A 25,337-nucleotide genomic window follows, 5' to 3' on the forward strand; every position below is an offset into this window, starting at 1 on the left:
ACCTTTACACTCAGTAATCTCCCAGATCACGCAGCGTTCGGGAGGTCCGATGGTCGCCCTCCACATCGCCGGACTGCCGGTCGAGGAGGTCCTGCTCGCCGCCGTCGCCGCCGCGAGTCCGCTGATCGCCCTGGTCGGCTGGGAGCTCTCGGCGCGGATCAAACGCCTGAAAGCCTGGGTACGCCGCCGCCCGCCGGTGGCGGCGCCGCCCCCGGAACCCCCTTAGCCGGGGGTGCCACCGGATGGGGACGCTAGGCTTTGGGCTTATGAGTTCGGTGCCACGGGGTCGGGTCAGAGAGTTGATGGGTGAGGTGATGACGGCTCAGGGACGGATATTGCCGGGTGAGGACGCGGCGGATCTGCGCGATATCGGGTTCCGGTCGCTGGACTTCTCCGAGCTGGCCCTCCGGGTGGAGGACGAGCTCGGTGACGAGCTGAACTTCGATGCCCCCGGGCTGCGCCGGATCGCCACTGTCGGCGACGTGCTGGATTTCATCGAGCAGCTCCAGTCGGCGTGACCGCGCGGCGCCGGACCACCGCCTTGATCGGCGACGACAACACGGTTGTCGTCGCCGGCAAACGCCTGACCTGGCGGACCCTGCACAAACTGCCGCAACTGCCGTCGCCGGCCGCCGTCCTGGTCGACAACGGCGCCGACGCGCTAGCCGCCCTCCGCCACCACGCGGTGCACGGCACCGAGCTTCTCGTCGCCACCCGAACCCGCGTCGACGAGCGCATGCGCGAAGAACTGGGCGAGTCCGGTTTCGCGATCGTGCTGCCCGATGGGGAAGTGACACCGGCAAAACTCAAGCGGGTCGAGGAGTCCGGCCGCGCCTGGCTGCTCACCTCCGGCTCGACCGGTCGCCCGAAGCGCATCGGCCACACTCTCGAGAGCCTGACCACCGTCACCGGCGACCAGCCGCCGCGCACCTGGCTGCTCCCTTATTCTCCCGGCACGTATGCCTGGTGGCAGGTCGTCACGCTCTCACTGACCCACGCCGATCAGGGCCTCGTCGTGATCGAGCCGGACGAACTCGAGGATTGGCCTGCCATCGCCGCCGAACACGGTGTCACCGCCGCCTCCGGCACACCGACCTTCTGGCGGCAGGCGATCTACCGCGACGCCGACACGCTGGGCGCCGTACCGCTGGAGCAAATCACGCTCGGTGGTGAGCCTGTCGACCAGGCGATCCTGGACCAGCTCCACGAGATCTTCCCGAAGGCGCGGATCTCCTGGATCTACGCATCCTCCGAGGTCGGTGCGTCGATCGTCGTGCACGACGGCAAGGCCGGCTTCCCGAAAGACTGGCTCGATCGCACGCCCGACCCGGACCGCCCGATCCTCTCGGTCGAAGGCGACGAGTTGGTCATCCGTTCGCCGCATCACGGTGCCGGCCTGGTCGGCGCCGTACACACCGGAGACCGGGTCGAGTACGACGGGGACCGAGTGCTGATCACCGGGCGGCTGGACACCGACGAGATCAACGTCGGCGGATCGAAGGTGTCGGCCGGAGTGGTCCGCAACGTGCTGATGCGTCACCCGGGGGTCTCCTGGGCGCGGGTTTTCGCGCGCAAGGCGCCGCTGGTCGGCCGGATGGTCGCGGCCGAAGTGGTTCCGAACCGGGCGCTCGGCCCGATCACGGACGCCGACCTGGTCCAGTGGTGCTCGAGCCGTCTGCCCGATTACGGCGTACCGCGGCGGATCAAGTTCCTCGATCAGATCCCGCAGAAGGAAACCTTGAAGAGCGATGTCTGAGCCCAGCACTGTCCCGCCCGCGTCGGTCGTGCTGGTGTCGGGTGGCTCCCGCGGCCTCGGCCTGGCGATCGTCACCGACCTGCTCGCTTCCGGCCTGAAGGTCGCCGCCTTCGCCCGCACCGTGACGCCCGAGCTGACCGCCCTCGGCGAGAAGTACCCGGACCACCTGTACTACGGCTCCGTCGACATCAACGATGCCGCCGCCGGCCAGGCCTTCGTCAAGGCCGTCGAAACGCAGCTCGGTCCGATCGATGCCTTGGTCAACAATGCGGCCATCGGCCAGGACTCGCTGCACGTGCACACCTCGGCCGATCACCTCGCCGAGATCATCCAGACCAACCTGACCTCGCCGCTGATCCTCACGCGGTTCGTCCTGCGCCGCATGCTCGCGAAGGGCCTGAAGGGCCGGATCGTCAACGTGACCTCGATCTGCGCTCAGCGCGGATATCCCGGCCTGGTCGCCTACTCCGCCACCAAGGGTGGCATGGACGCGGCCACCCGTTCACTCGCGCGTGAACTGGGCGGCCGCATCCTGGCCAACGCGGTCGCGCCGGGCTTCTTCGCCTCCGAGATGTCCGCCGTCCTCGGCCAGACCCAACTCGACCAGATCGTCCGCCGCACCCCGACCGGTCACCTGACCGAACCCGACGACGTCGTCCCCGTCGTCCGGATGCTCCTCCTCGACAACACCAACATCAACGGCCAGGTCCTGGTCATCGATGGTGCAGCCTCGATCTAGGCCGGTTTGATGTTCGCGTTCCGGTGGAAGATGTTGTCCGGGTCGTACGTCGCCTTGATCGCGGCCAGCCGGTCGTACTTCGTGCCGTACGACGCCCGGACCCGATCGTCCACGCCGGCATCGCTGATCGCGTTGACGTAGCTGCCGATGCCACGGCTGACCGGCACGAGCGCGTCCCAGAACGACCGCACCCAGGCCCGGTCCTGCTCGAGCAGCTCCGGCGTCGGGCAGACCGCGATGATGAAGCCGGCGAAGCCGGGCGCGCGGGGGCCACTGAACGCGGTGGCGTCCTCCGGGACCTTCGAATAGGCGCCGTCGAGGCGGTAGAACAACAGCACCGATCCCGGTGACTGTTTGAGCGGCACCTGCTCGGTGATGACCTGGATCGCGTCCTCGGTGAAGTCGTCGAGGTAGAAGCCCTTGTCATAGGCGTGGAATCCCCACGCGTTCGCCTCGTCCAGCAGCTGCTGCAACGCCAGGTAGGGCATCGGGCTCGCGAACTCGACCAGTGGTGGCACCGCCGAACGGATCTCGTCCATCACCTGGGCGTGCTCCTCGGCCGATCCGAAGCCGGTGACGATCAGCGCGTACCCGGGCCGGAAGTGGTACTCGGCGGGCACGAACGGAGCCGGCGGCGCGTTCACCGCACCGACCACGACATTGACCTCGTCGGGAAGTTTCGCGATCACCTCGCGGGCCATCCGGAGTACGTCGGCGCCACGGTCGAGATCCCAGAACGCCAGGCCGAACTGGATCATCGGCCCGGCCTCGTGCAGCTGGAACTCGAACTCCGTGACGACACCGAAGTTGCCGCCGCCGCCGCGAACAGCCCAGAACAGGTCCGGGTTCTCGTCGGCGGAGGCGCGCCGGAGTTGCCCGTCGGCGGTGACGATCGCGACCGAGACGAGGTTGTCGATGCTGAGCCCGTGCTTGCGGGTCAGCCACCCCATGCCACCGCCGAGGGTGAGACCGCCGACGCCGGTGTGGCTGATCATGCCGGCCGGTGTCGCCAGGCCGTACTCCTGGGCCGCCGCGTCGAGTTGCCCGAGCAGGGCGCCACCGCCGACCCGGGCGCGCTTCGCCACCGGGTCGACCGTGACCTCGTTCAGCAGGCTGAGGTCGATCATCAGCCCGTTCTCGACGGTGCTCGAGCCGCCCGGATTGTGGGCGCCGCCACGGACCGCGATCTCCAGTCCGTGGTCGCGCGCGAACAGCACCGCCCGGCAGACGTCCGCTGCGCTCTGGCAACGGGCGATCACGGCGGGATGCCCGTCGATCGCCGCATTCCACAGTCGACGCGCGTCGTCGTACCCAGGATCGTGCGGACCGAGCACCGGTCCACCCATCGTTCGGCGCAGATCGCCGATGCCACTGTCGGCAAGTTGAGTCATGCTTGTTCCTCCCCGATGTGTTGCGGCCAGGCCAGGTGCCTGATCCCCCTTGGGCAGCGTCCTTTGGGCAGCTCTTCGGGCGCTGTCTTCGGCCAGCCTTCAGAGCGGCAGGGTTTTCCACAAGGGAACGCATTCCCGTTTGGGTGGGAACTTCGGTGGGTGTCAGACTCGACGTCGTGAGTGACCAGGAAATCCTGCGATTGTTACCGATGGCGGCAGCCGTCGTTGCCGTGCGCGACGACCAGGCCGACGCGCAACTGGCGCGGCTGGGTGCGTACGACGAACGCGACCAGGCGCAGGTGGATCGTTGCGTGCAGACGTTCCTGGGCGGTCTGCTCCGGACCGCCTGGGAGCGCGGCTGGGCGCCCACCGATGTCGTCCAGCACGGCCGTCGCAAGCTGGACCCCGGCGTCGAACCCTTGCTGCTGGCCGCGATCTCCGCGGAACACCAGAGCTACCGAGCCGCCACCATCGACCCGCGCTGGCTGGATCAACTCACCGACCTCGGCGTCCCGCAGCCGTTCACCGAGCTGAGCCTGACGGCCTGGGCCGCGGGTGCCCGCGTCGGCCGCTACCTCACCCTTCACCACGCCCTCTCGCTGTCCGGCTTCCTGCAGTCCTTGCCCGTCCTGGCCCGGCTCTACCCGTTGCCCGGTACGACGGTCCGCGGCGGACAACCCGTCGTACCGGCGAACGGGAAGATGCTGGCGCGGATCCGGAGCCTGCTCGCCAAGGCGGAAGCGACCGAGTTCCCGGAGGAGGCGGAAGCCCTGTCCGGCAAGGCTCAGGAACTGATGGCCAAGTTCTCCCTCGACAGCGCGCTGCTCGAGGCCGACGTGGAGATCCCGGACGACTCCGCGGGTCGCCGGCTCTGGGTCGATACGCCGTACGTCTCGGCCAAGGCGCAGCTCGTCGGCGCCGTGGCCTCGGCGAATCGATGCCGTACGGTCGTGATCGACGCACTCGCTGTGGTCACGATCGTCGGGGCCGAGCTGGATCTGCAGCACACCGAGCTCCTCAGCACTTCCCTGCTGGTACAGGCCAACCGGGCGATGCTTGCTGCAGGCAAGCACATCGGTCATCGGGGTGAGTCCCGGACGCGATCGTTCCGGCAGTCCTTCCTGATGGCGTATGCGCAGCGGATCGGCGAGCGGCTGGAGGCGACCACGGCCGCGACGCAGGCCGCCGTACCCGAAGCGGATGCGGGCCGGCTGCTGCCGGTGCTCGCGAAGCGGGAGGAACAGGTCGACGCGTTGTTCACCAAGCTCTTCCCGAACACGACGACCCGACGGACGCGCATCACCAACGGCGCCGGCTGGCACGCCGGCCTGACCGCGGCCGACCAGGCCCAGCTCGACGCCCGCCGGCAGGTGCGCCGATGAAGGTCAGGAAGCAGCGGGCCTGAGGCCGCACAGCACGATGTCGAGCAGGCGGTGCGCCTGCTCAGGCTCCATGTCGCGACCCATGTTGATGCCGCCGACCAGCCGCATGATGTCCGTCAGGTCGAGGTCCTGCCGGACCTCGCCGGCCGCCTTCGCCTTGTCCAGCAGCAGCTGCCCGGCGTCCTGCACGTTCAGCTTGCAGACCTGGAAGAACTGCGAGTCCTTGCCTAGGGCAACAATGAGCTCGCTGGCCAGGCTCTTCTTGGACAGTCCGTACCCGATGAAGCTGCGCAGCCAGGCGGCCAGCGCCTCGAACGGCTGCAGTTCCCGATCGAAGTCGTACGCGCGATCGCAGACGGACTGGATCTCGTCCACATAGACCGCCTCGAGCAGCGCGGTCCGGCTCGGGAACCGCCGGTACAGCGTGCCGATGCCGACACCGGCCCGGCGGGCGATCTCCTCCAGCGAGGTGTCCGTGCCGTGCTCGGAGAACGCCTGCCGCGCAGCCGTCACCAGCAGGTCGTAGTTCCGCGCCGCGTCCGCGCGGGTCGGCCGCATCGACGGCAACGGTGTCGGCGCCATCCGGCCTCCTCGCTGTCCGTGGCGGGCATGCCGCTCAAAGTTCACGCAGAATATCGCTTGCTAAAGCGGAGGGTGCCTCCGTATCGTATCCGGAGGAGCGCTCCGCTTTTCCCTCCCAACTGTAGCCCCTTCGGGGTAAGGAGCAATATGTCGGCAACAGCCGCGGCGCCGGCCGGCGCCGCCTCAGGCACGCCTGCCCGGCGGCCCGGGGTCGTTCTCTCAGTCATCCTGATCACCCAGTTGATGGTGATCCTCGACGGCACCGTGGTGAACATCGCGATGCCGCATATCCAGCACGCCCTCCACTTCAGCCCGTCCAGCCTGTCGTGGGTGCAGAACGCCTACGCCCTCGCGTTCGGCGGTCTGCTCCTGCTCGGCGCCCGCGCAGGGGACCTGCTCGGTCGCCGCCGGGTGTTCGTCACCGGCGTCAGCATCTTCACTCTCGCCTCGCTGCTCGGCGGTCTCGCGCCGAACGCGGAGCTGCTGCTCGCCGCCCGCGTCCTGCAGGGCATCGGCGGTGCCATCGCGGCGCCGGCGGCCCTGACCCTGCTCATGCTCACCTACCGGGAAGGCCCGGAGCGGATGAAGGCACTCGGCTACTACAGCCTGGTGTCGTCCGGCGGCGGCAGTGTCGGCCTGGTGCTCGGGGGCATGCTGACGGACTGGGCGTCCTGGCGCTGGGGCCTGTTCGTCAACGTCCCGATCGGTATCGGCCTGGTCTTCGCGGCCCGGCGGGTGCTGACCGAGACCGAGCCGGAGACCGGCCGGTTCGACGTGGCCGGCGCGCTCACCTCGACGCTCGGCATCACCTCGCTGGTGTACGGCTTCATCCGGGTCGCCGACGCCGGCTGGACGTCCCCCGAGGTGCTGGCCGCGTTCGCGGCCGGTGTGATCCTGCTGGTCTCGTTCGTGCTGATCGAGCGCCGGGTCAGCCACCCGATCGTGCCGCTGCGGCTGTTCCGGTCCGCCAGCCGGTCGACGGCGTACCTGACCATGCTGCTGGTGGTCGGGACGATGTTCGGGATGTTCTTCTTCCTGACGCAGTACCTGCAGGGTGTGCTCGAGCTCAGCCCGCTGGCGGCCGGTCTGGCCTTCCTGCCGCTGACCGGTCTGTTGTTCACCGCGTCGCGCGTCGTACCGAAGCTGGTCGCCCGGATCGACGGCGCCAAGTTGATGCTGACCGGATCGACGCTGGTCGCGCTCGGCACGGTCTGGCTGACGCGACTGGACGCGCAGAGCACCTATCTGGCCGATGTGGTCGGACCGCTGCTGCTGTTCGGAGCGGGTGCCGGGATGATCTTCATCCCGCTGGTCGGCCGGGCCATCTCCGGCGTCGCGCCGGAGGACTCGGGCGCCGCATCCGGCATGCTGAACGTGGTCCAGCAGGTCGGTGGCGCACTAGGCCTCGGCATCCTGGTCACCATCTTCGGCACGGCGAGCCGCAACTCGACCTCGAGGGTCCCGCGCGAGGTCCTGGTCGACGGCGTCCACGCCGCCTTCATCGGCTCCCTCGTGTACGCCGTACTGAGCCTGACCATGATCGTGGTCAGCGTCCGCCCGTGGACCTGGTTCCGCGGCAAGGCCGAGCCGGTCGAGGCGACCACCGAGCCCGTGGTGGCCGACTCACACGTCTGATCAGAGCGGCAAGCGGTAGGTGATCCACTTGCTGTGAACCGTGAAGCCGAGGCTTTCGTACAGGCCGAGCGCACCGGTGGGGTTGTCGGCATCGACGCCGAGACCGGCCCGCTGGTAGCCGGCCTGTGCGGCCTCGGTGAGGACCTTCGCCAGGGCGGCCCGGGCCAGCCCGCGGCCGCGGTACTGGCGCCGGGTGCCGACCTGGCCGATGTAGAGCTCCCGGATCCCGGTCAGCGCGGTGTCGGCGTCCCACTCGTAGCAGAGCACATACGCCGCGATCGTCTCCCCCTCCAGGACGAGGTACGACGATCCGCCGCGGAACGACCGGGATCCGGCGTGCCTCGCCTTCCAGCTCTCCACGCTCCGTGGCGTAAAGCCCCAGTGGTCGAGGAACACCTCGTTGTGGGTCAGCCGCAGCGCCTCGTCGAGCTCGGGACCGTACACCTGGAGGCGGAATCCGTCCGCGGGCGCAGCGTCGGGGACCGGCTGGTCCAGCGAGCGCTTCATGTCGATGAAGTACCGAGCCTCCTCGAAGCCGAAGCTCCGCAGCAACTGGTTGGCGCCGGTGTTCGTGCTGATGGTGCCGTTGCTGACCTCTCCGACCGCGTCCGGGTGCTTCGCCGCGTGCAGCTCACCGGCTCGGTGGATCAGCCAGCGCACCAGCGTCGTGCCGAGGCCACGTCGGCGCCACTCCGGATGAATGGTGCCCTCGGTGTGCACCCGGTCGACGTCCACCACGGTCTCGGAGATACGCACCATCCCATACCCGACCATCTGGCCGTCGTCCCACAGACCGATGGTGTCGTGGGCCGCGTCCAGGCGTGGGTCCTGCAGCTCTTCGATCAGGTCTTCGGCGCCGTAGATCTCGCCCTCCTGATCGACCTTCTCCCTGGCGGCCAGCAAGTCCGCCCACGCCTCGGCATCACCCTTGTCGATCGGGCGCGCGACGATCCCCTCCGGCCAGCTCATGGCTCGAAGGTACGGCCCGGGTGGGCTCGGGGCATCCGAATTACCGCATCTGCTCGCACAACCAGCGGACCGCGAGCGGGTAGCGGTACTCGATGCCACCGTGGGTGCCCTCGAAGAGCTCGAAGTGCACTCGTTCGTCCGGCAGACCTGCCTTCTGGGCGGCCCGGTGGAACGCGGTGGCGCCGAGGTCCAGGTAGTACTCGTCCTGCCGGCCCGCGTCGATCCACACGGCCTTCAGTGAGCGCAGCGCATCGGCGTACTGCGGCTGGCTGACCATCTCGACCGGGTCGCGGGACAGCCAGCGCTCCCAGATCTCCGGGATGACCGCGCCGAGATCGTCGAAGGGCAGCAGCACCGTGCCGTCCGGTTCGGCCGAATACGCCGAGGCGTACCCGTACATCTCGAGCAGGTGCAGATCCTCGTTCGTGGTTCGGCCGGCCCGGGTCGCGAGCTCCTCGAAGTACTTGTCGTAGCTGCCGTCGTACTTGTCCCGCAGCGTCCGGGCGCGCACCGGGAACTCCGGCCGGTAGCACAGGTCGAAGGCCGCGTCGCCGGCGTGCGTCGCGAGCGCGCCGAACACGTCCGGCCGCAGCAGGGGCGTCACCATGGCCGTGTAGCCGCCGCTGGACTTGCCGGTGACGGCGCGGTGATCGCGGTCCGCGATGGTCCGGTACGTCGCATCCACCCAGGGGACGATCTCCTCGCACAGGTACGAGTGGTACTGCCCGGTGCCGGGTGAGTCGAGGCACTGGCTGCCGCCGTACTTCGTCCACGAGTCGACGAACACGACGATTCCCGGCGGCGCATCCGCTTTCGCGAACATCGCGTCCAGCAACTCCGGATACGGCTGCCGGAACGGCACCCGGTTGAACCACATCCCGACGTGACCGGTGTACCCCATCGTCACGTAGATCGTGGGGTAGCGCTGGTCCGACTCGTCGTACCCCGGCGGCAGGTAGACCAGCACCGGCCGCTCGTGCGGATCACCCAGCGGATTCCCGCGGAGCAACTCGCTCTCGTACGTCGTCTGCTCCAACCGCCCGGCGAGCTCAGCGGACCACGGCAACATGGGCAACCTCCGAAGTGTCACATCGCGTCAGGGGCCTCGATCCCGAGCAGGCCGAGTCCATCCTGCAACACCTTCCGCGTCGCCGTGCAGAGGGCTATCCGGCTCGCCCGGGTCTGGCCGTCACTGGTCAGGACCGGACACCGCTCGTAGAAGACGGACAGTGCGGACGCGACCTCGTAGAGATAAGTGCACAGCCGATGCGGCTGCAGGGTGTCGGCGACCTGGGCGACCGTGCTCGCGAAGCCGGTCAGCAACAAGGCCAGCCGCTCCTCGGCCGGGTCCTTGAGCTCGACCACCTCACCGCCTTCGGAGCCGGCCTTCGTGAGGAGCCGGGTCAGCCTGGCATGGGCGTACTGCAGGTACGGGCCGGTGTTGCCGGTCATGGCGACCATCCGGTCCAGGTCGAACACGTAGTCGTTGCCCCGGTCGCTGGACAGGTCGGCGTACTTGACGGCACCGATCCCGACCGCTCGCGCGGTAGCCGGCCGATCGATGCCCGCTCTGCCCTCGAGCAGTGCATCCGCCCGTTCGACGGCGTCATCGAGCAGCGCGGTCAGCTTCACCGTGCCACCGGCCCTTGTCTTGAAGGGCTTTCCGTCCGGTCCGAGCACGGTGCCGAAGGACACGTGTTCGGCTGGAATTGCCGGCGGCAACCAACCGGCGGTCCGGGCGAGCGTGAAGATCTGGTCGAAGTGCAGGGCTTGCCGGTGGTCGACGACGTACACGATCCGATCTGCGTGCAGGGTGTTCACCCGGTGCCGGATGGCGGCGAGGTCGGTCGCGCTGTAGCCGAAGCCGCCGTCGGACTTCCGCACGATCACCGGCAGTGGCTGGTTGTCCCGCCCGACGAAGCCCGGCAGGAACGCGCACAGCGCGCCGTCGGATTCGGTCAGCAGGCCGGCTTCGGTCAGCTCGTCGACGATCGTCGGCAGGTCATCGTTGTACGCACTCTCGCCGACCACATCCGCCCGCTGGAGATTGGAGCCGAGGAGCGCGTAGACCTGCTCGAAGTCGTCCAGCGACACGTCGACCATCCACTGCCAGATCGCCCGCGCCTCCGGATCACCGGACTGCAGCAGCACCACCCGTCTCCGGGACAGGTCGGCGAAGGTGCCATCGACATCGAAGTGCTTCCGGCTCCGCTCGTAGAGCAGCTGCAATCCCCGCAGATCAAGGGATTCCGCGTCGAGACCTTCCTCGAGCAACTGCTCGATCATCATTCCGTACTGCGTGCCCCAGTCGCCGACGTGGTTCTGCCGGATGACGTCGTACCCGACGTACCGCAGCACGTTGCAGAGCGCGTCGCCGATCACCGTGGACCGCAGGTGGCCGACGTGCATCTGTTTGGCGACGTTCGGCTGGGAGTAGTCGACGACAACCCGCTGGTTCCTCGGCCCAAAGGTGGTCGGCTGGTTGACCGCGGTCGCGAGGGTCGAGGGGAGCAAGGTCAGGTTGATGAAACCGGGGCCGGCGATCGACGGGGTCTCGCACAGGTCGGCGAGGTCGAGGGCTGCGACCAGGCGTGCCGCGACTTCCCGCGGCGGCAGGCTCAGCAGATTGCCGAGCCGCAGCGCGAGATTGCTCTGGTAGTGGCCGAACTCGGGTTTCGTCGCCGACCGCAGTTCGGGATCGAGGTCGGCGTACGACGAACCGAAGGCGGCCGCGGCGGCGGCGGACAGCCTGGCGGCCAGGACAGGCAGAACAGCGGACATGATGAAGTCCTTCAAGGGAGACGCGACTGGAACAGGCTGGGGTGTTCAGACAGTGCGTCGTCGTCGCAGGCTGGAGCGCACGCGCAGGGCGTGGGCGAACTCCAGGCTGATCGACATGTCAGCCATTATGCATGAAGTGCGGCGAGGGTGCCGCCTTGCGATCTGCGAGCGGCACGATCGCCGGTACGTCGGTCTCGCCGAGGAAGACGCGTCGTACTACTCGTTCGGCCGCCCGGCCGTCGTCGTATTCGCAGAACTTCTCCCGGTACAGATGGCGGTGTTTGGCCGCCTCCGGCGAGGCGAACGCGCCGGTCCGGAAGGCGGCGTGCAACTCCTCGGCCGACCGCGCGATCAGCCCGGGCGGGAACTCGGTGATGTCGAAGTACGTCCCCCGGCGCCCGTCGTAGAAGCCCTTGTCGTCGACCAGCAGCACGATCGGGCGGTCCAGGTTCGCGTAGTCGAAGGTGATCGACGAGTAGTCCGAGATCAGCACGTCCGCCGCCAGCATCAGGTCCTCGACGCGCGGGTGCTCGGACACGTCGATCACCTTGCCGGAGTGCACATCCGGTGCCTTGGACAACGAGTAGTGCGTCCGCACCAGCACCCGGCCGTGCTCACCGGCCGCGCTCGCCAACTGGTCCAGGTCCAGGTGGATCCCGTCCCCACCGAGGTCGACCAGGCCGCTGGGCGTCCGGATCGAGTCGACGCCGTCGCGGAACGTCGGCGCGTAGAGCACGACCAGCTGCGAGTCGTCGAACCCGAACCCGGCCCGGATCGCGCGGACGTCGTCGACGGTCGCGGTGAGCAGCCGGTCGTTCCGCGGGTAGCCGTACTCGAGCTCCTCGAAGTACGCCGGGTAGGTCCGCTCCCAGATCTCCGAGGAGTACCGGTTCGAGGACAGGTTGAAGTCCCACCGGTCGACCTGGCGCATCAACTCCTCAAGATCCAGGTCCTTCGCGGCCGCCGGGAAGAACCGGAGATCGGTCCCCATCGTCTTGAGCGGCGTACCGTGCTGGGTCTGCAGGTGGATCTGGCCCTCGCGTTTCTCCAGCTCCTTGGGCCAGTTCATGTTGCTGACGAAGTACGTCGCCCGGTCCAGCAGCTTCTGGTACGCCGGTGAGCCGGCGACGACGTACTCGACACCCTCCGGGATGGCGCTCAGGTGGTCGGCGTCGACAACCCACACCCCACGCAGGTGCGGCGCCAGTTCGGCGGCCTTCTCGTAGATCGCCCGCGGGTTGCACGCGAACTGCTTGAACCAGTACGCCGTGTAGGCCGCCAGGTTCGGGTCGAGTTTGCCGCGCCGCCGCAGCTTGCCGACCGTCTTGCGCGGACTCGAGACGTGCAACACCTTCGCGCTCAGCTTGAGCGTCGAGTAGGTCGCATAGTCGTCGTGGATCAGCAGCCAGCGCTTGAACCCGCGCCCGGTCCGGTCAGTCGTGTACCCATCTGGCTTCCAGCGCTTCGCGAACGCGTGCGCCGCGTGGAAGAAGTCGGCCCGGTCGTCCTGATCGATCCGCTCCGGCTTCGCCAGTACGGCGAGGATGTGGTCGAGCGACCGGTCGAACGCGAACCGGCGCCACCCGGCCAGCTCCGGATCGGACTGGATGAACGCGTGCACCTGGTCGTACTGGTCGAAGATGTCCCACTGCTTGCGGCCGCTGGTGGCGTGGATGTTGCCGCCGGTCCGGTGCTGCCGGTAGTGCACGACGACCCGGTCCAGGGTGGCGATCCGCTCGGCGGTCAGCATGGTCGAGTAGGTCCAGGGCGCGTCCTCGTAGAAGCCGGCCGTGAACGCGAACCCGTGCCGGCTGAGGAAGTCCCGCCGGCAGGCCTTGTTCCAGACCACTTCGAGGAACGTCAGGAAGATCGGCCGCTCGGCCGCGGTGAACACCCCCGCGCCCTCCCGGGCGAACGCGTCGTGCCGCTGGTTGCGGACCACCCGGCCGTCCCAGAAGACCCGCTCGTAGTCGAACAGCACGATGTCCGGCTGCCCGGTCGCGTCGATCCGGCCGGCGATCGCCTCCAGCGAGCCCGGCAGGTAGAGGTCGTCGGCGTCCAGGAACAGCACGTACTCGCCGCGGCACTCCTTCAGCCCGGCGTTCCGGGTCGAGCCGAGGCCGACGTTCTCGTCCAGGTGCAGCACCCGCACCCGCGGGTCGGCGGCGGCGTACTCGTCCAGGATCCGCCCGGAGCCGCCCAGGTCGGCATCGTCCACCCCGATCACCTCGAAGTCGGTGAACGACTGGCTCAGCACCGAGTCCAGGCACGGCCGCAGCCAGGCCCGCGACCCATGACACGGAACCACGATGCTGAACTTGGGGACGATGCCGAGCGCCATGCCACGTCATCTTAAGGTGCAGCTATGAGTGCAGACGTGTTCGAGCCGTTGGCCGGTCTGGAGGGGGTCGGGTCGGCGGCCCGGGCGGCGCGGGACGCGGTCGACGTACTGCTCCGGGACCGCGGGCTGCGCAAGGTCGGCTCGGACATGACTGCCGAGGCGCTGCTGCTCGGCGCGCACGCGTCCGCCGCGCTGGCCGGCAGCACGGCGACGCTGGACGACGTACGCCGGGGTACCGGCGACGGACTGTCCTCCGGCGCGGTCCGGATGACCGGCGAGCTGATGGCGCTCGCGCCGCGCGTGGACACCGCACCGGTGCAGGTCTGGACCAGACTGCACCAGTTGGCCGCGGCCGACCTGGGCCCGGAACAGGAACTGGGCCATCTGCGGACCACTCAGGAGCCGGTGCCGGACGACATCCCGGGTCTGCTGCCGGCGCCGCCGGCGGACGAGATGTGGGAGCGGCTGAGCGCGCTGGCGCAGAACCTGACCCGGCCGACCAAGGCGCCCGGCCTGGTCGTCGCAGCTATCGTGCACGCCGAACTGGCCGTCCTGCGCCCCTTCCCGACCGCGAACGGACTCGTTGCCCGGGCCGCCGAACGCTGCCTGTTAGTTGCCAGGGGCATCGATCCGGTGGCGGTTACGGTGCCGGAGGCCGGTCACTGGGAGTTGGCGGCGACCTATGGATCGGGCCTCGATGACTACGCAGCGCGAGGACTGACCGGGGTTCGTGATTGGTTGCTGCGGTCGTGCGAGGTCGTGTCACTCGGTGCCGAGCGCTCGCCGCTGGGGACCAGGGCCTGACGTGCGAACGGCGTCCTCTGATGAGAACGCCGCCGCTGGCACGTCATTCTGGTTACCATGCGTGCACCTGTTTTGCCGCCCAGGATCAAGCCTGGGTCGAGCTGCCCGTTTGGGATGGGCTGGTCGCCGCGTGGGTGCCTGACTGCCGTGCAATCTCTACCGGATCCGAAGATCCTTTGTGCTTCCTTTGTACTCCTGAAAACCCTTCCTGTGAAGGGGATGCGTGGCCTTCATGGAGTTGAGAACAATGAAGCATCCTTCAGCTTTCGGGCCTCTCGACGGCTCCGGCGGAGGGTAGTTTCAGAGCCCCCGGCGGCTGCGTCGGCGGGCGGCCAGGAACAGCGCGAAGGCCGCCAGTCCGGCGACCGCGGTGGCTGCGGCGGGGCGCCGTACGTCCCGGAAACGGGACCGTTCGGCCAGGCCGACCGGCTTGCTGAAGTCGAGCACCGGCCAGTCCCGCGCGACGGCCAGCCGGCGCAGCGCCTTGTCCGGATTGACCACGTACGGGTGACCGACCGCGGCCAGCATCGGCTCGTCGGTGACGGAATCCGAGTAACCGTAGGAGGTTGCGAGGTCGTAGCCCTCGGCCGCGGCCAGCGCGCGGATCGCGGTCGCCTTGTGCGGACCGTACGCGTACTCGGCGATCTCACCCGTGTATTTGCCGTCGGCAACGACCATCCGGGTGGCGATCACCTTGTCGGCGCCCAGCATCGCGCCGATCGGCTCGACCACCTCGGCGCCCGACGAGGACACGATCACCACGTCCCGGCCGGCCGCGTGGTGCTGCTCGATCAGCTCCACCGCCTCGTCGTGGATCATCGGGGTGACGATGTGGTGCAGGGTGTCGGCGACGATCGCCTGCACGGTCCGGACGTCCCAGCCGGTGCACATCGCGGAGATGTACTCGCGCATCCGCTCCATCTGGTCGTGGTCGGCGCCACCGAGCAGGTAGACGAACTGCGCGTACGCGCTGCGGAGCACCGTCCGGCGGTTGATCAGCCCGCCGGCGTAGAACGGCCGGGAGAACGCGAGGGTGCTGGAGCGGGCGATTATGGTCTTGTCCAGATCGAAGAAAGCGGCCGATCGGGGCGGGCTGGAGGGCTCCATGAGGTCGAGCATAGGCAGCCGGGCGAAACGCCGAGAGACCCGGGCTTTTGTGTCGGCCGGTATCCCGTTAGACTAGTTCGCAGTGTGACAGTGACACTGGTTGGAACCGCCTGACCGGCGGGTCTGACGCTTGGACGACACGGGTCTGGTTCGCAATCGAATCGAGATGTGTGAGATCTGGTTTTGGGGGGTACATACCCCCTGACAGTGGCAGACTGTCGCCTCCTGAACGGCCCCCGGCTCCTCCCCCCGAGCCCGTGGCCGAAGACGGCCCCCGGTCACCCCCCCGCCGGGGGCCGTCGCCTTTCCTCCTCCGGGTTCCCCGTGTAAAGACCTGTACAGTTCTCAGCTTTTTCGCGCGTGAGAGCGCGTTCACTTTATGCAGGGTCTTGACAATGTAGTTGCGCGGTCACAGCTTGTAAGCCATGAACCCGCCTGCACACCGCCCCCAGGCAGCGATCATCACCGGCCTGCTCGCGCTTGCTCTGGCCCTCCTGGGCCTGCTCCTGGTCCCTTCGACCGGGTCCGCCGCCACCAACCTCGTCACCAACGCCGGCTTCGAGTCCGGCAGCCTGTCCGGATGGTCCTGTCCGGCCGGCAGCGTCACCACCTCCAGCCCGCACTCGGGCTCCTACGCGCTCCAGTCCAGTCCGAGCTCGAACGACATTGCGCGCTGCACCCAGTCGATAGCGGTCCGACCCAATACGGCGTACACGCTGTCTGCCTGGGTCAAAGGGTCGAACGTGTACCTGGGGGTCGACGGTGGGGCCAGCACCTGGACCACCAGCTCCACCTGGAGCCAGCTGACCGTCCCGTTCACCACGAGTGCGTCGGCGACGTCGGTCACCATCTATCTGCATGGCTGGTACGGGCTCCCGCCGTACCAGGCGGATGACGTCGTACTGGATGGACCGGGTGGGACTGCGGACACCACGCCGCCGTCGACTCCGGGTGGACTGACCGTCGGCAGCCCGACCTCGAGCTCGCTGCAGCTCAACTGGTCCGCCGCGTCCGACGCCAACGGCATCGACCACTACGACGTCGTCCGGGGCACGAGCGCCGCGCAGAGCGTCGGCAACGTGACCAACTGGACCGCGACCGGGCTGAGCCCGAGTACGACGTACTCCTTCAAGGTGCGGGCGTGTGACCCGAGCGGCAACTGCTCGCCGTACGGCGCGACCGTGTCCGGCATCACCTCCAGCGGTCCCACCGACCCGCCGCCAGCCGGCAACCTGCCGACACACGTCCTCACCGGGTACTGGCAGAACTTCAACAACGGTGCGACCGTGCAGCGCATCTCCGATGTGCAGTCGGCGTACGACCTGATCGCGGTGGCCTTCGCCGACGCCGACTTGTCGCGGCCCGGTGGCATCACCTTCACCCTGGACAGTGCCGGGCTGGGTGGCTACACCGTCGCCCAGTTCAAGGCCGACATCGCGGCGAAGCACACGGCCGGGAAGAAGGTCATCCTGTCGGTGGGCGGCCAGAACGGCACCATCTCGGTCGCCGACCCCACCGCCGCGGCCAACTTCGCGAGCAGTGCGCTCTCGGTGCTGCGCGAGTACGGCTTCGACGGGATCGACATCGACCTCGAGAACGGTGTCAACGCGCAGTACCTGGGTCAGGCGCTGCGCAGCTTGCAGAGCCAGTTCGGCAGCGGGCTGATCATCGCCATGGCGCCGCAGACGATCGACATGCAAAGCACCTCGTTCGAGTACTTCAAGCTCGCGCTGGCGATCAAGGACATCCTGACCGTGGTCAACGTGCAGTACTACAACTCCGGCTCGATGAACGGCTGCGACGGACAGGTGTACTCCCAGGGCACGGTCGACTTCATCACCGCCCAGGCCTGCATCATGCTGCAGGGCGGGCTGCGGCCCGACCAGGTCGGTCTCGGCCTGCCGGTGTCGTCCCGGGCAGCCGGGAGCGGCTATGTCTCACCGACGATCGTCAACAACGCGCTGGACTGCCTGACCAAGGGCACGAACTGCGGCAACTTCAAGCCGAGCACCACGTGGCCGTCGCTGCGCGGTGCGATGACCTGGTCGACCAACTGGGACGCGTTGAACGGCAGCGCGTTCGCCAACCAGGTCGGTGCCCACGTCCACTCCCTGCCCTGACATGCACAGTTACCGCCCCGCTCCGGTGCTGGAGGCGCTCGGTGTCTGCTCGGAGGACGAGCAGCTCTACCGGGCGCTTCTGGCCCGCCCGGAGTCAACGACGACTGATCTGGTCCGGGACACCGGCTGGCCGGCCACCCGCGTCGGCCGGCACCTGCGGTCTCTGCTGTCCCTCGGCCTGGCCGCGCGGACGCCGGTGCGCCCGGCTCGCTACGTGCCCGCCGTGCCGGAGGCTGCTGTCGAGTTGCTGGCGCTGCGGAAGCAGGCCGCGATCGTCGAGGCTCGACTGGGTGCTTCGGTGCTCTCTTCCGAGTTTCGCCGGCGCAATGCCTTCACCGTGGTCCGAGGGGCCGAGGCGATCGCTCAGCGGTTCTACCAGGCACAGCAGTGCGCTCAGGACGAGGTGCTGGTCCTGGACCGGCCGCCGTACGCCGTGGTGCCGATCGAACCACCCCGTGCGCACGGGGTGTCGTACCGGACCATCTACGACATGGCGTCGCTCTCGGAGCCCGGTGACCTGGTGGCTGCCAGGTCGGCCGGGTGCCGGATCCTTCGCGACGTACCGCTGAAGCTGCTCGTGGCGGACCGCCGCACCGGCCTACTCCCCACTGGTCCCGACGTGGTCGTGGAACTGGGCCCCTCGAGCCTGCTGGACGCCCTGTTGCGCCTCTTCGACCTGCTCTGGCAGCAGGCAACCCCGCTGACCCCGTCGACCAGCGAAGGCCCCCTGACCTCCGACGATCGCCAACTGCTCTCCCTGGCCGCAGCCGGTCTGACAGATCAAGCCATCGCCCGCCGCCTGGGCGTGGCCCAACGCACCGTAGAACGCCGGATGCAACGCATCCTCAAAACCCTCGACGCAACCACGCGCTTCCAAGCCGGGCTTCGAGCCGGGCAGCGTGGCCTGCTCGTCTAGTCGGTGACATCGGCGACGGTGGCGTTGAGCGCCTTGGCCAGCGCCTCGGCGTCCACCGTGATGCCGACGCCGTGGTCGCCGCCGCCGATCGAGACCGTGCCGGTGATCCGCTCGTCGGCGATCACCGGCCAGGGACGCGTGCTGCCCAGCGGGGTGATCGTGCCGCGAACATAGCCGGTCACGTCGAACGCGGTGTCCTTGTCGGGCATCGAGATGCGGTTGACGCCCAGCAGCGTCCGCAGCTTCGGCCAAGCGATCTCGCGGTCACCGGGGACCAGCACGAACCGGTAGTCGTCGTCGGACAACCGGACCACGATCGTCTTGATCAGCCTGGCCGGCTCGATGCCCCGGGCCGCCGCGGCCTCCTCCAGCGAGTTCACTCGGCCGTGCCGGGTCACCTGGTAGCTGAGACCCAACTGATCGGCTGCATCGGTCGCTTTCGTCACCCGATCAGTTTCGCACCCTGCTGGGGACGTTCTTCAGCAGTACGGCGAGCACCAGCGTCGCCAGGAACAGCACTCCGGCCTCGAGGGCGACTCCACTCCAGCCTGCGCGGCTCCACGCCGTACCTGCCAGACCTCCGAAGACAGACGAGCCCAGGTAGAAGGAGAAGAGGTACATGCTGGACGCCTGGCCTGTGCCTCCGCCGCTGGCGTGTGCCCGGGCGGGGACCCAGCCGCTGGCCACACCATGGACCGCGAAGAAGCCAGCGGTCATCAGTGCGAGACCGAGCACGATGAGCGGCAGCGGCGCGGCAAGAGTGACCGCCACACCGGCCAGCGTGATCAGGCAGCCGACCGGTACGACCGCACGTCGCCCGTAGCGGTCCGCGAGCGACCCCGCGGTGGCAGAGCCGGCCGACCCGAGCAGATAGACGCAGAAGACCAGCCCGGCCGCTCCGGCACTCAGGTGGTACGGCGCTCCGGACAGCCGGAACACGGCTCCGTTGTAGACGGCGACGAATGCGCCGACCGCGGTCGCTGCGATGCCGTACAGCGCGAGCAACGCCGGATCCCGCAGTACAGGCCAGATGCTCACGCGTCCGGAGCTTCGACGGAAGTTCCGCGAAGCGGGGAGCAGGAGCCAGACCAGTGCGGCGCACACGACCCCGACCATCGCGATGCCACCGACCGCGAATCGCCACCCAGCGATATCCGCTAAGCCTCCAGCGATGAGGCGGCCCGCCATCCCGCCGACCGCCGTCCCGGCGATGTAGAGGCCGCTGGCGCGTGCATGGCTGTCCGTGTGGACTTCTTCCCGGAGATACGCCATGGCGACCGCAGGCAGCCCAGCCATCGCGACGCCCTGCAGACCGCGGAGCAGGAGCAGGGTGCGCCAGGTCGGGGCGACTGCGCTGAGGAGGGCGAAGCCGGAAGTCGCCGCGACCGACCAGCGCATCAGTGTGGTGCGGCCGATCACCTCGGAGGCCGGACCGGCGATCAGGAGTGCGATGCCGAGCCCGAGCGTGGCGAGCGACACTGTGAAGGCGCTCTGGCTGGGGGAGACGTGGAATGCGTCGACCAGCTCGGGGAGCAGCGGCTGTGTGCTGTAGAGCAGTGCGAACGTCGCCAATCCGGCCGCGAAGAGAGCGATGGAAAGTCTGCGGTACTCCGGATCGCCGGGCAGGTACCCGGGCTCGAGGGCGGCGGACTTGTGCATGTCCTCGACGGTCGCACAGCTTGTGCGATACGTGAAATGTCGATCTCGGCAGTAATCGATACACTTTCGGCATGCATGTCGAGGACCTGCGGTGGTTCGCCGTACTCGCGGAGACCGAGCACCTGACCGAGGCGGCGGCGACCCTCGGGACGAGTCAGCCGAATCTGTCCCGCGCGCTCCGGCGGGTCGAGAGCGCCTTCGGGGTGCAGTTGTTCGAGCGCGAGCACCGGGGCGTGCGACTGAATCCGTACGGGCGGCTCGTGCTGGAAGCGGCCCAGGCCGGGACGGCGGCGGTCGACGCTGCGCGGCAGCGGATCGACGCGCTGCTCGATCCGGAGTCGGGGACGGTCCGGCTGGGGTTCCTGCACTCGGTCGCGACCAGCCTGGTGCCGGATCTGCTGAAGGCGTTCCGCGAGGTTGCGCCGAGTGTCGGGTTCGCGCTGCGGCAGGAGCCGGCGCACGACATCGTCCAGGACCTGGAGAGCGGTGAGGCCGAGATCGGCATCGTCGCGCCGCGACCGGACCCGGAGGTGTTCGGCTGGCATCTGCTGGAGCAGCAGCGGCTGTGCCTGCACGTCCCGCCGGGGCATCCGCTGGCGGCGCGGCGGCGGGTGGAGCTGGCCGCGGCGGCGGACGAGCCGTTCATCGGGCTGCGGCCGGGGTTCGGATTCCGCCGCATCAGTGAGGAGCTGTGCCGAGCGGCCGGCTTCACGCCACGGCTGGCCTTCGAAGCGACCGACCTGGCGACGATCGACAGTCTGGTCGGTGCCGGCCTCGGGGTGGCCGTCCTGCCGTCCGGGGCCGTCCGTGGGAATGACAGTGGAGCCGTGTCCGTGCCGCTGGCCGGTGTCCAGGCTCGTCGCGAGATCGGCATGGCTTGGCGGCTGCGGACCCAGCTGACCCCGGCGGCCGAGCGATTCCGGACATTCGTCCGCTCCCGGCCGGTGACGTCCACCTGACTTCCCCGGCAGCGACTTCCGTAGCGTTCGTCCAATTTTCCCGCTGTCGACTTGCAGTCAGAGGCCTTTCCACCGCACGCTTTCCTCCGTGAGGAAGAGTCTCAGTTCGTTCCGGCCGAGCCGGCGACTGCTGTTCGCGGCCGGTACGGCGGCCGCGGCGTCGACAGTCGCGGCCGCTTCGGCGTCGGCCGAGTCGGTGACGGGACTGACCTCGCTGGGCAACTACGGGTCGGGCGTGCTCGGCGCCTGGGAGCGGCAGGCGCGCGCGATCTCGAGCGAGGCGCAGGTCCGCAAGACGCGGGAGAACGACGGCGTCTTCATGTTCGGCGACAGCATCGGCGTCCAGGACGGGCCTCCGCTGGCCAGGCAGTTGTCCCAGCTCGGCATCAGCGTCGCCGTGCACAACTGGGCCGGCCGGCCGGTGACCCCGGCGGTCGACGCCCTGGACACCTGGGCGCAGGACTATGGCCTGCCCCACCGGATCCTGATGTCGGTCGGGTCCAACGACATCTTCACGCCGCCCGCGGTCGCCGCTCAGGTCGACCGGACGATGCAGATCGTCGGCGACGAGCGGACGGTCTACTGGGTCAACGTGCAGGCGGCCCGGACGGCGCACGGGCCCGGCGTGCAGGTCTCCGACCAGCGCAACAGCGCCTGGATCAACCTGCAGCTCGCGGAAGCGCAGCGCCGGTATGAGAACCTCCGGATCGTGCACTGGGCCGAGCATCTGGCGGCCAAGCCGAACCGCCTGGCCAGATATCTCCGCGACGGCCTGCACCCCTCGATGCCGCTCGGGCAGAACGCCCGCAACGGCCTCATCGTCGACGCGATCAAGGCCGGCTGATGGCGCCGCACGGTTTCCCGTGCGGCGCCGTACCAGTTAGAACCCTGCCGTGATGCGGGTGAACTCCCAGTCGGGCTGCGCGATGCCGCTGCAGTTGGAGACCACACCGCCGCCGGCACAGCCGCGGTCGCGGTTCACCGACCAGAACGCCAGCCGGCCGAGCCCGTTGCTCTTGGCCCAGTTGGTGATGTTCTGCCAGGTCGCCGTCGTGGTCATCTCCTGCTGGTCCGACAGACCGTTCATCCCGGAGATGCCCTGGTGGGCGTAGGCCTCCGCGGTGCTCCAGCCGAAGGTCGCTCTGAGCTTGTTGTTCAGGCCCTGCGACGCGCCGACCGTGTCGTTGTAGACGTTCGAGCTGCCGAAGTCGAACGGCATCAGCGTGAAGATGTCGATGTTCGCGCCGAGCGCCGCGGACCGCTCGATCAGCCGGTTGCCGTAGTAGTTCGGGCCGGTCGTCGAGGTGCCGAAGGTGAGGATCGTCTGGATGCCGGGGTTGTTCTGCTTGACGATCTTCAGCGCGCTCAGGATCCGGTCCTGGACCGCCTCGTTCTCGAACTCGTCGGTGTTCTCGATGTCGACGTCGATCGCCTTCAGGCCGTAGGCGCTGATCACCTGCTGGTACGCGCCGGCGAGTGCTTCCGGCGTACTGCAGTTCGGGCCGAGCTTGTTGCCCTGCCAGCCGCCGATCGACGGTACGACGTCACCGCCGGCCGCGTGGATCGCCGCGATCGCGTTCGCGTCCGCACTGCCCTGCAGCGGCCTCGAGCCGTCCCAGGCCGGGTTGCAGCCACCGGACGACAGGATGAAGGCCATGGTGAACCACTTGATGCCGGTGGCGTTCATCACGGTGGTCGGGCTCGGTGGGTCTCCCCAGCCCATGTACAGGTACGGCGCTGCCTTCGCGCTGCCCGTGTTGCCGCCACCACCTGTCGTGGTCTTGACCGAGATGCTGCCGCTCTTCGGACCCTCTCCGGCGCTGTTGGACGCGCTGACCTGATAGCTGTACGTCGTGTTCGCGCTGAGCCCGGAGTCCGTGTACGACGTACCGGTCGGGCTGCCGACCTTCGTGCCGTTGCGGTAGACGCTGTAGCTGGTCGCGCCGGACGTCGCCGACCAACTGAGGCTCACCGAGCTCGAGGACGCCGTACCCGAGAGGCCTGTCGGTGCGCCGGGGACTGTCCCGCCACCGCCGCCCGAGCAGGAGCCGCCGTTGAGCCGGCAGGCAGCGAGGCCGGGGAAGTTCCCCGGGCTGCCGTTGAACCCGAAGCTGACCGAAGCGCCCGGTGCGAGCGGTCCAGCCCAGCTTGGCGGGGTGAAGGTGTGGGTCTGGCCGCTGCTCGTGTGGGTGGCGTCCCACGCGCTGCTCACGGTGTAACCGGACGGGAAGTCCAGTGCGACGGACCAGGTGCTCAGTGAGCTGGTGGTGCCGTTGGTGACGGTCACCTTGCCTTCGAAGCCACTGCCCCAGTCCGACACTTTGGTGAAGGCTGCGGTGACTCCTGCCGCGTTCGCCGCCTGTGCTGTCAGCAGTGCGACAACCACTGCGGTGATGGCCGCTATGGCCAGAGAGATGCGTTTCATGATGCTCCGATCAGTGGGCGGTACGTGATCAGACCCGGCCCCAGAGTGCGGGGACGTTCGGTGGCTCCCAGCCGGTCAGGGAGGTGTGACCCTGGATGCACTTGTAGGTGACGCCGTTGTAGGTCACCAGCGCACCGGTCGCATAGGTCGTGTTCGGCGCCCACGGGGTGGCCGTGGGAGGCGTCGGCGGTGTGGTGGGAGGGGTGGTCGGGGGCGTGGTCGGTGGAGTGGTGGGCGGTGTTGTCGGGGGTGTGGTGGGAGGCGTGGTCGGCGGTGTGGTCGGCGGGCCGCTGCAGCCTGGGGTCTCGGCGTTGACCGAGTTGACGACGGCGTTGAAGAGCGTGACGTTCGGGTCCAGCGCCTCGAGGGAGTACATCATCGCGCCGCCCAGTCCGTTGCAGTGCTGGTAGTCGGCCTTGGCCTTGATCGACTGGGCGTTGTCACCGGACCAGAACGTGCCGTTGCTGTAGAACCACGAGGACTTGGTGGCGTCGTCGAAGTACGACACGGACGGGTTGTCGACGAAGCCGGTGAGCTCCTTGTAGAACGAGACACCCGGCACGTTGCCACTCAGCGCGTGTCCGTCGGCCGGTCCGGTCGCGGTCTGGTACTTGCCGTTGGCTGTGCTCGGAACACCCTTCCATCCCCGGTAGTAGAAGGGATAGCCGATGGTGAGCTTGCCGGCCGGGAACCCGCCGGGGATGCCGTACGCCGGGTCACCAGTCGTCCACGCCTTGACCGCGGCGTCGACGGAGTACTTGCCCGAGCCCGGTGGGATCGGATTGCTCGGGTCATTGGGAGCGGTGTAGAGCGGGTCCTGGAAGTTGGTCGGCCCGGTGGCCTCCCAGCCGCCGTGCATGTCGTACGACATCACGTTGTTGTAGTCGAGGTACTGCCCGATCTTGTTCGTCTCGATCGTGGCGATCTTGTCCTGCCCGGCCGGAGTGGCCGCGGTCAGGTAGTAGCGCTTGCCGATCTGGTTGCCATAGGCATCAAGCTGGGCACGCAGCTCGGCGAGCAACAGGGTGAAGTTCTGCTTGTCGGCGGCGCTGTAGTGGTTGCCGACGTGACCGTTCGGCGAGCCCGGGTACTCCCAGTCGATGTCGATGCCGTCGAAGATGCCGGCCGCCGTACCGGGGCCGCCGAAGCCGTCGACCACCGGCAGGTCGCCCTTGAGGAACATGTTCACGCAGGAGCTGACGAAGGCCTTGCGCTTGGCGTCGGTGGAGGCGGCGTCGGAGAAGTACTTCGAGTACGTCCAGCCGCCGATCGAGATCAGGATCTTCAGGTTCGGGTACTTCGCCTTGAGCTTCCTCAACTGGTTGAAGTTGCCCTGGATCGGCTGGTTCCAGACGTCACCGACCCCGTCGACGCTGATGTCCGCGCCATACGACTTGCCGTAGTCGGCGAACGCGTCACCGGCGCCGTCACCGGCGTTCGGGTTGTTCTCGTCCTGCGAGGCGGCCTTGTTGGCCATGAAGCAGGTGTGGTCGGTCGGGTGGACGTTGGCGAACGCGTAGTTGAGGAAGTCCAGTTTGCCGGCCACACCGGTGGTGACCAGGTTCTTCGGATAGAACGCGTTGGCGTAGATCCCCCACTGGGTGAAGTACGCCGTCTTCACGCCGCCGCTCGTCGCAGCCGTGGCGGTGCGTGCTTCTGGGGTGGCCAGCGAGACGCCGGCGGCGGCGATCAGAGCGGTGGCGGCGACGGTGGCCGTAGCGGCGAGCATGCGCAATCGACTCATGGGCGGGTCCTCCGGAGCGTGGGACGG

Annotated in this window: 22 protein-coding genes; 11 read left to right on the forward strand and 11 right to left on the reverse strand. The window is 68.4% G+C overall.

Features of this window, described 5'->3' with window-relative positions:
* Nucleotides 1-49 precede the first annotated feature (49 nt).
* The 4 genes from OG558_RS14155 (at nucleotide 50) to OG558_RS14170 (ending at nucleotide 2,495) form a co-directional block, all read left to right on the forward strand.
* Nucleotides 50-226 carry a hypothetical protein gene (locus OG558_RS14155; RefSeq protein ID WP_329483688.1) on the forward strand — a complete coding sequence of 59 codons (177 nt, stop codon included), beginning with the start codon at nucleotides 50-52 and terminating at the stop codon, nucleotides 224-226.
* Between the two features lie 88 nt (nucleotides 227-314).
* Nucleotides 315-518, forward strand: a complete 204-nt coding sequence (locus OG558_RS14160) for an acyl carrier protein (protein ID WP_328525374.1) — start codon at nucleotides 315-317, stop codon at nucleotides 516-518.
* On the forward strand, nucleotides 515-1,756 hold the full coding sequence (locus tag OG558_RS14165; protein WP_405070656.1) for an AMP-binding protein: 1,242 nt from the start codon (nucleotides 515-517) through the stop codon (nucleotides 1,754-1,756). The genes OG558_RS14160 and OG558_RS14165 overlap by 4 nt, the downstream gene beginning before the upstream one ends.
* Nucleotides 1,749-2,495, forward strand: a complete 747-nt coding sequence (locus OG558_RS14170) for an SDR family NAD(P)-dependent oxidoreductase (RefSeq protein ID WP_329483690.1) — start codon at nucleotides 1,749-1,751, stop codon at nucleotides 2,493-2,495. Before OG558_RS14165 ends, OG558_RS14170 begins: the two co-directional genes overlap by 8 nt.
* Here the strand turns inward: OG558_RS14170 and OG558_RS14175 are convergent.
* Nucleotides 2,492-3,886, reverse strand: a complete 1,395-nt coding sequence (locus OG558_RS14175; RefSeq protein ID WP_405070657.1) for an FAD-binding oxidoreductase — start codon at nucleotides 3,884-3,886, stop codon at nucleotides 2,492-2,494. The two genes, OG558_RS14170 and OG558_RS14175, sit on opposite strands and share 4 nt — an antisense overlap.
* Before the next feature lie 176 nt (nucleotides 3,887-4,062).
* On the opposite strand from OG558_RS14175, the gene OG558_RS14180 reads away from it, so the two are divergent.
* On the forward strand, nucleotides 4,063-5,268 hold the full coding sequence (locus tag OG558_RS14180; protein WP_405070658.1) for a DUF2786 domain-containing protein: 1,206 nt from the start codon (nucleotides 4,063-4,065) through the stop codon (nucleotides 5,266-5,268).
* 3 nt (nucleotides 5,269-5,271) lie between these two features.
* On the opposite strand, the gene OG558_RS14185 is transcribed toward OG558_RS14180, so the two are convergent.
* Entirely contained in the window at nucleotides 5,272-5,850 is a 579-nt protein-coding gene (locus OG558_RS14185; protein WP_329483693.1) for a helix-turn-helix domain-containing protein, read from the reverse strand.
* 147 nt (nucleotides 5,851-5,997) lie between these two features.
* On the opposite strand from OG558_RS14185, the gene OG558_RS14190 reads away from it, so the two are divergent.
* Nucleotides 5,998-7,485 (forward strand): MFS transporter, encoded by a 1,488-nt coding sequence (locus OG558_RS14190; RefSeq protein WP_405070659.1) that lies wholly within the window; start codon nucleotides 5,998-6,000, stop codon nucleotides 7,483-7,485.
* Here the strand turns inward: OG558_RS14190 and OG558_RS14195 are convergent, their stop codons facing one another.
* The 4 genes from OG558_RS14195 to OG558_RS14210 all read right to left on the reverse strand — a co-directional run bounded on the left by OG558_RS14195 (nucleotide 7,486) and on the right by OG558_RS14210 (nucleotide 13,576).
* Entirely contained in the window at nucleotides 7,486-8,454 is a 969-nt protein-coding gene (locus OG558_RS14195; RefSeq protein WP_405070660.1) for a GNAT family N-acetyltransferase, read from the reverse strand.
* A 40-nt stretch (nucleotides 8,455-8,494) separates the two neighbouring features.
* Entirely contained in the window at nucleotides 8,495-9,523 is a 1,029-nt protein-coding gene (locus OG558_RS14200) for an alpha/beta hydrolase-fold protein (RefSeq protein ID WP_405070661.1), read from the reverse strand.
* Between the two features lie 17 nt (nucleotides 9,524-9,540).
* Nucleotides 9,541-11,235, reverse strand: coding sequence for an arginine--tRNA ligase (argS, locus tag OG558_RS14205; protein ID WP_405070662.1), 1,695 nt, complete (start codon nucleotides 11,233-11,235; stop codon nucleotides 9,541-9,543).
* Nucleotides 11,236-11,353: 118 nt separating this feature from the next.
* Complete coding sequence (locus OG558_RS14210) at nucleotides 11,354-13,576, reverse strand: CDP-glycerol glycerophosphotransferase family protein (protein ID WP_405070663.1); 2,223 nt, start codon at nucleotides 13,574-13,576, stop codon at nucleotides 11,354-11,356.
* A gap of 24 nt (nucleotides 13,577-13,600) precedes the next feature.
* Between OG558_RS14210 and OG558_RS14215 the strand changes: the two genes are divergently transcribed.
* Nucleotides 13,601-14,380, forward strand: a complete 780-nt coding sequence (locus OG558_RS14215; RefSeq protein WP_405070665.1) for a Fic family protein — start codon at nucleotides 13,601-13,603, stop codon at nucleotides 14,378-14,380.
* Between the two features lie 300 nt (nucleotides 14,381-14,680).
* On the opposite strand, the gene OG558_RS14220 is transcribed toward OG558_RS14215, so the two are convergent.
* Entirely contained in the window at nucleotides 14,681-15,499 is an 819-nt protein-coding gene (locus tag OG558_RS14220; RefSeq protein WP_405070666.1) for an HAD family hydrolase, read from the reverse strand.
* Nucleotides 15,500-15,912: 413 nt separating this feature from the next.
* Here OG558_RS14220 and OG558_RS14225 point away from each other — a divergent pair, with 413 nt between their 5' ends.
* Complete coding sequence (locus OG558_RS14225; protein WP_405070667.1) at nucleotides 15,913-17,607, forward strand: chitinase; 1,695 nt, start codon at nucleotides 15,913-15,915, stop codon at nucleotides 17,605-17,607.
* Between the two features lies 1 nt (nucleotide 17,608).
* On the forward strand, nucleotides 17,609-18,523 hold the full coding sequence (locus OG558_RS14230; protein ID WP_405070669.1) for a helix-turn-helix domain-containing protein: 915 nt from the start codon (nucleotides 17,609-17,611) through the stop codon (nucleotides 18,521-18,523).
* Here OG558_RS14230 and OG558_RS14235 read toward each other — a convergent pair.
* Nucleotides 18,520-18,969, reverse strand: a complete 450-nt coding sequence (locus OG558_RS14235) for an aminoacyl-tRNA deacylase (RefSeq protein ID WP_405070670.1) — start codon at nucleotides 18,967-18,969, stop codon at nucleotides 18,520-18,522. The genes OG558_RS14230 and OG558_RS14235 overlap by 4 nt on opposite strands.
* A 4-nt stretch (nucleotides 18,970-18,973) precedes the next feature.
* Nucleotides 18,974-20,182, reverse strand: coding sequence for an MFS transporter (locus tag OG558_RS14240; protein WP_405070671.1), 1,209 nt, complete (start codon nucleotides 20,180-20,182; stop codon nucleotides 18,974-18,976).
* Nucleotides 20,183-20,253: 71 nt separating this feature from the next.
* Here OG558_RS14240 and OG558_RS14245 point away from each other — a divergent pair, with 71 nt between their 5' ends.
* Both OG558_RS14245 and OG558_RS14250 read left to right on the forward strand, forming a co-directional pair.
* Nucleotides 20,254-21,141, forward strand: coding sequence for a LysR family transcriptional regulator (locus tag OG558_RS14245; RefSeq protein ID WP_405070672.1), 888 nt, complete (start codon nucleotides 20,254-20,256; stop codon nucleotides 21,139-21,141).
* Nucleotides 21,142-21,229: 88 nt separating this feature from the next.
* Complete coding sequence (locus tag OG558_RS14250) at nucleotides 21,230-21,985, forward strand: hypothetical protein (protein WP_405070674.1); 756 nt, start codon at nucleotides 21,230-21,232, stop codon at nucleotides 21,983-21,985.
* A 36-nt stretch (nucleotides 21,986-22,021) separates the two neighbouring features.
* Here OG558_RS14250 and OG558_RS14255 read toward each other — a convergent pair whose 3' ends face one another.
* Nucleotides 22,022-23,566 (reverse strand): cellulose binding domain-containing protein, encoded by a 1,545-nt coding sequence (locus OG558_RS14255; RefSeq protein ID WP_405070675.1) that lies wholly within the window; start codon nucleotides 23,564-23,566, stop codon nucleotides 22,022-22,024.
* 28 nt (nucleotides 23,567-23,594) lie between these two features.
* Nucleotides 23,595-25,310, reverse strand: a complete 1,716-nt coding sequence (locus OG558_RS14260; protein WP_405070676.1) for a glycosyl hydrolase family 18 protein — start codon at nucleotides 25,308-25,310, stop codon at nucleotides 23,595-23,597.
* Nucleotides 25,311-25,337 lie beyond the last annotated feature (27 nt).

Source organism: Kribbella sp. NBC_01510 (assembly GCF_045040325.1).
Taxonomy (GTDB): domain Bacteria; phylum Actinomycetota; class Actinomycetes; order Propionibacteriales; family Kribbellaceae; genus Kribbella.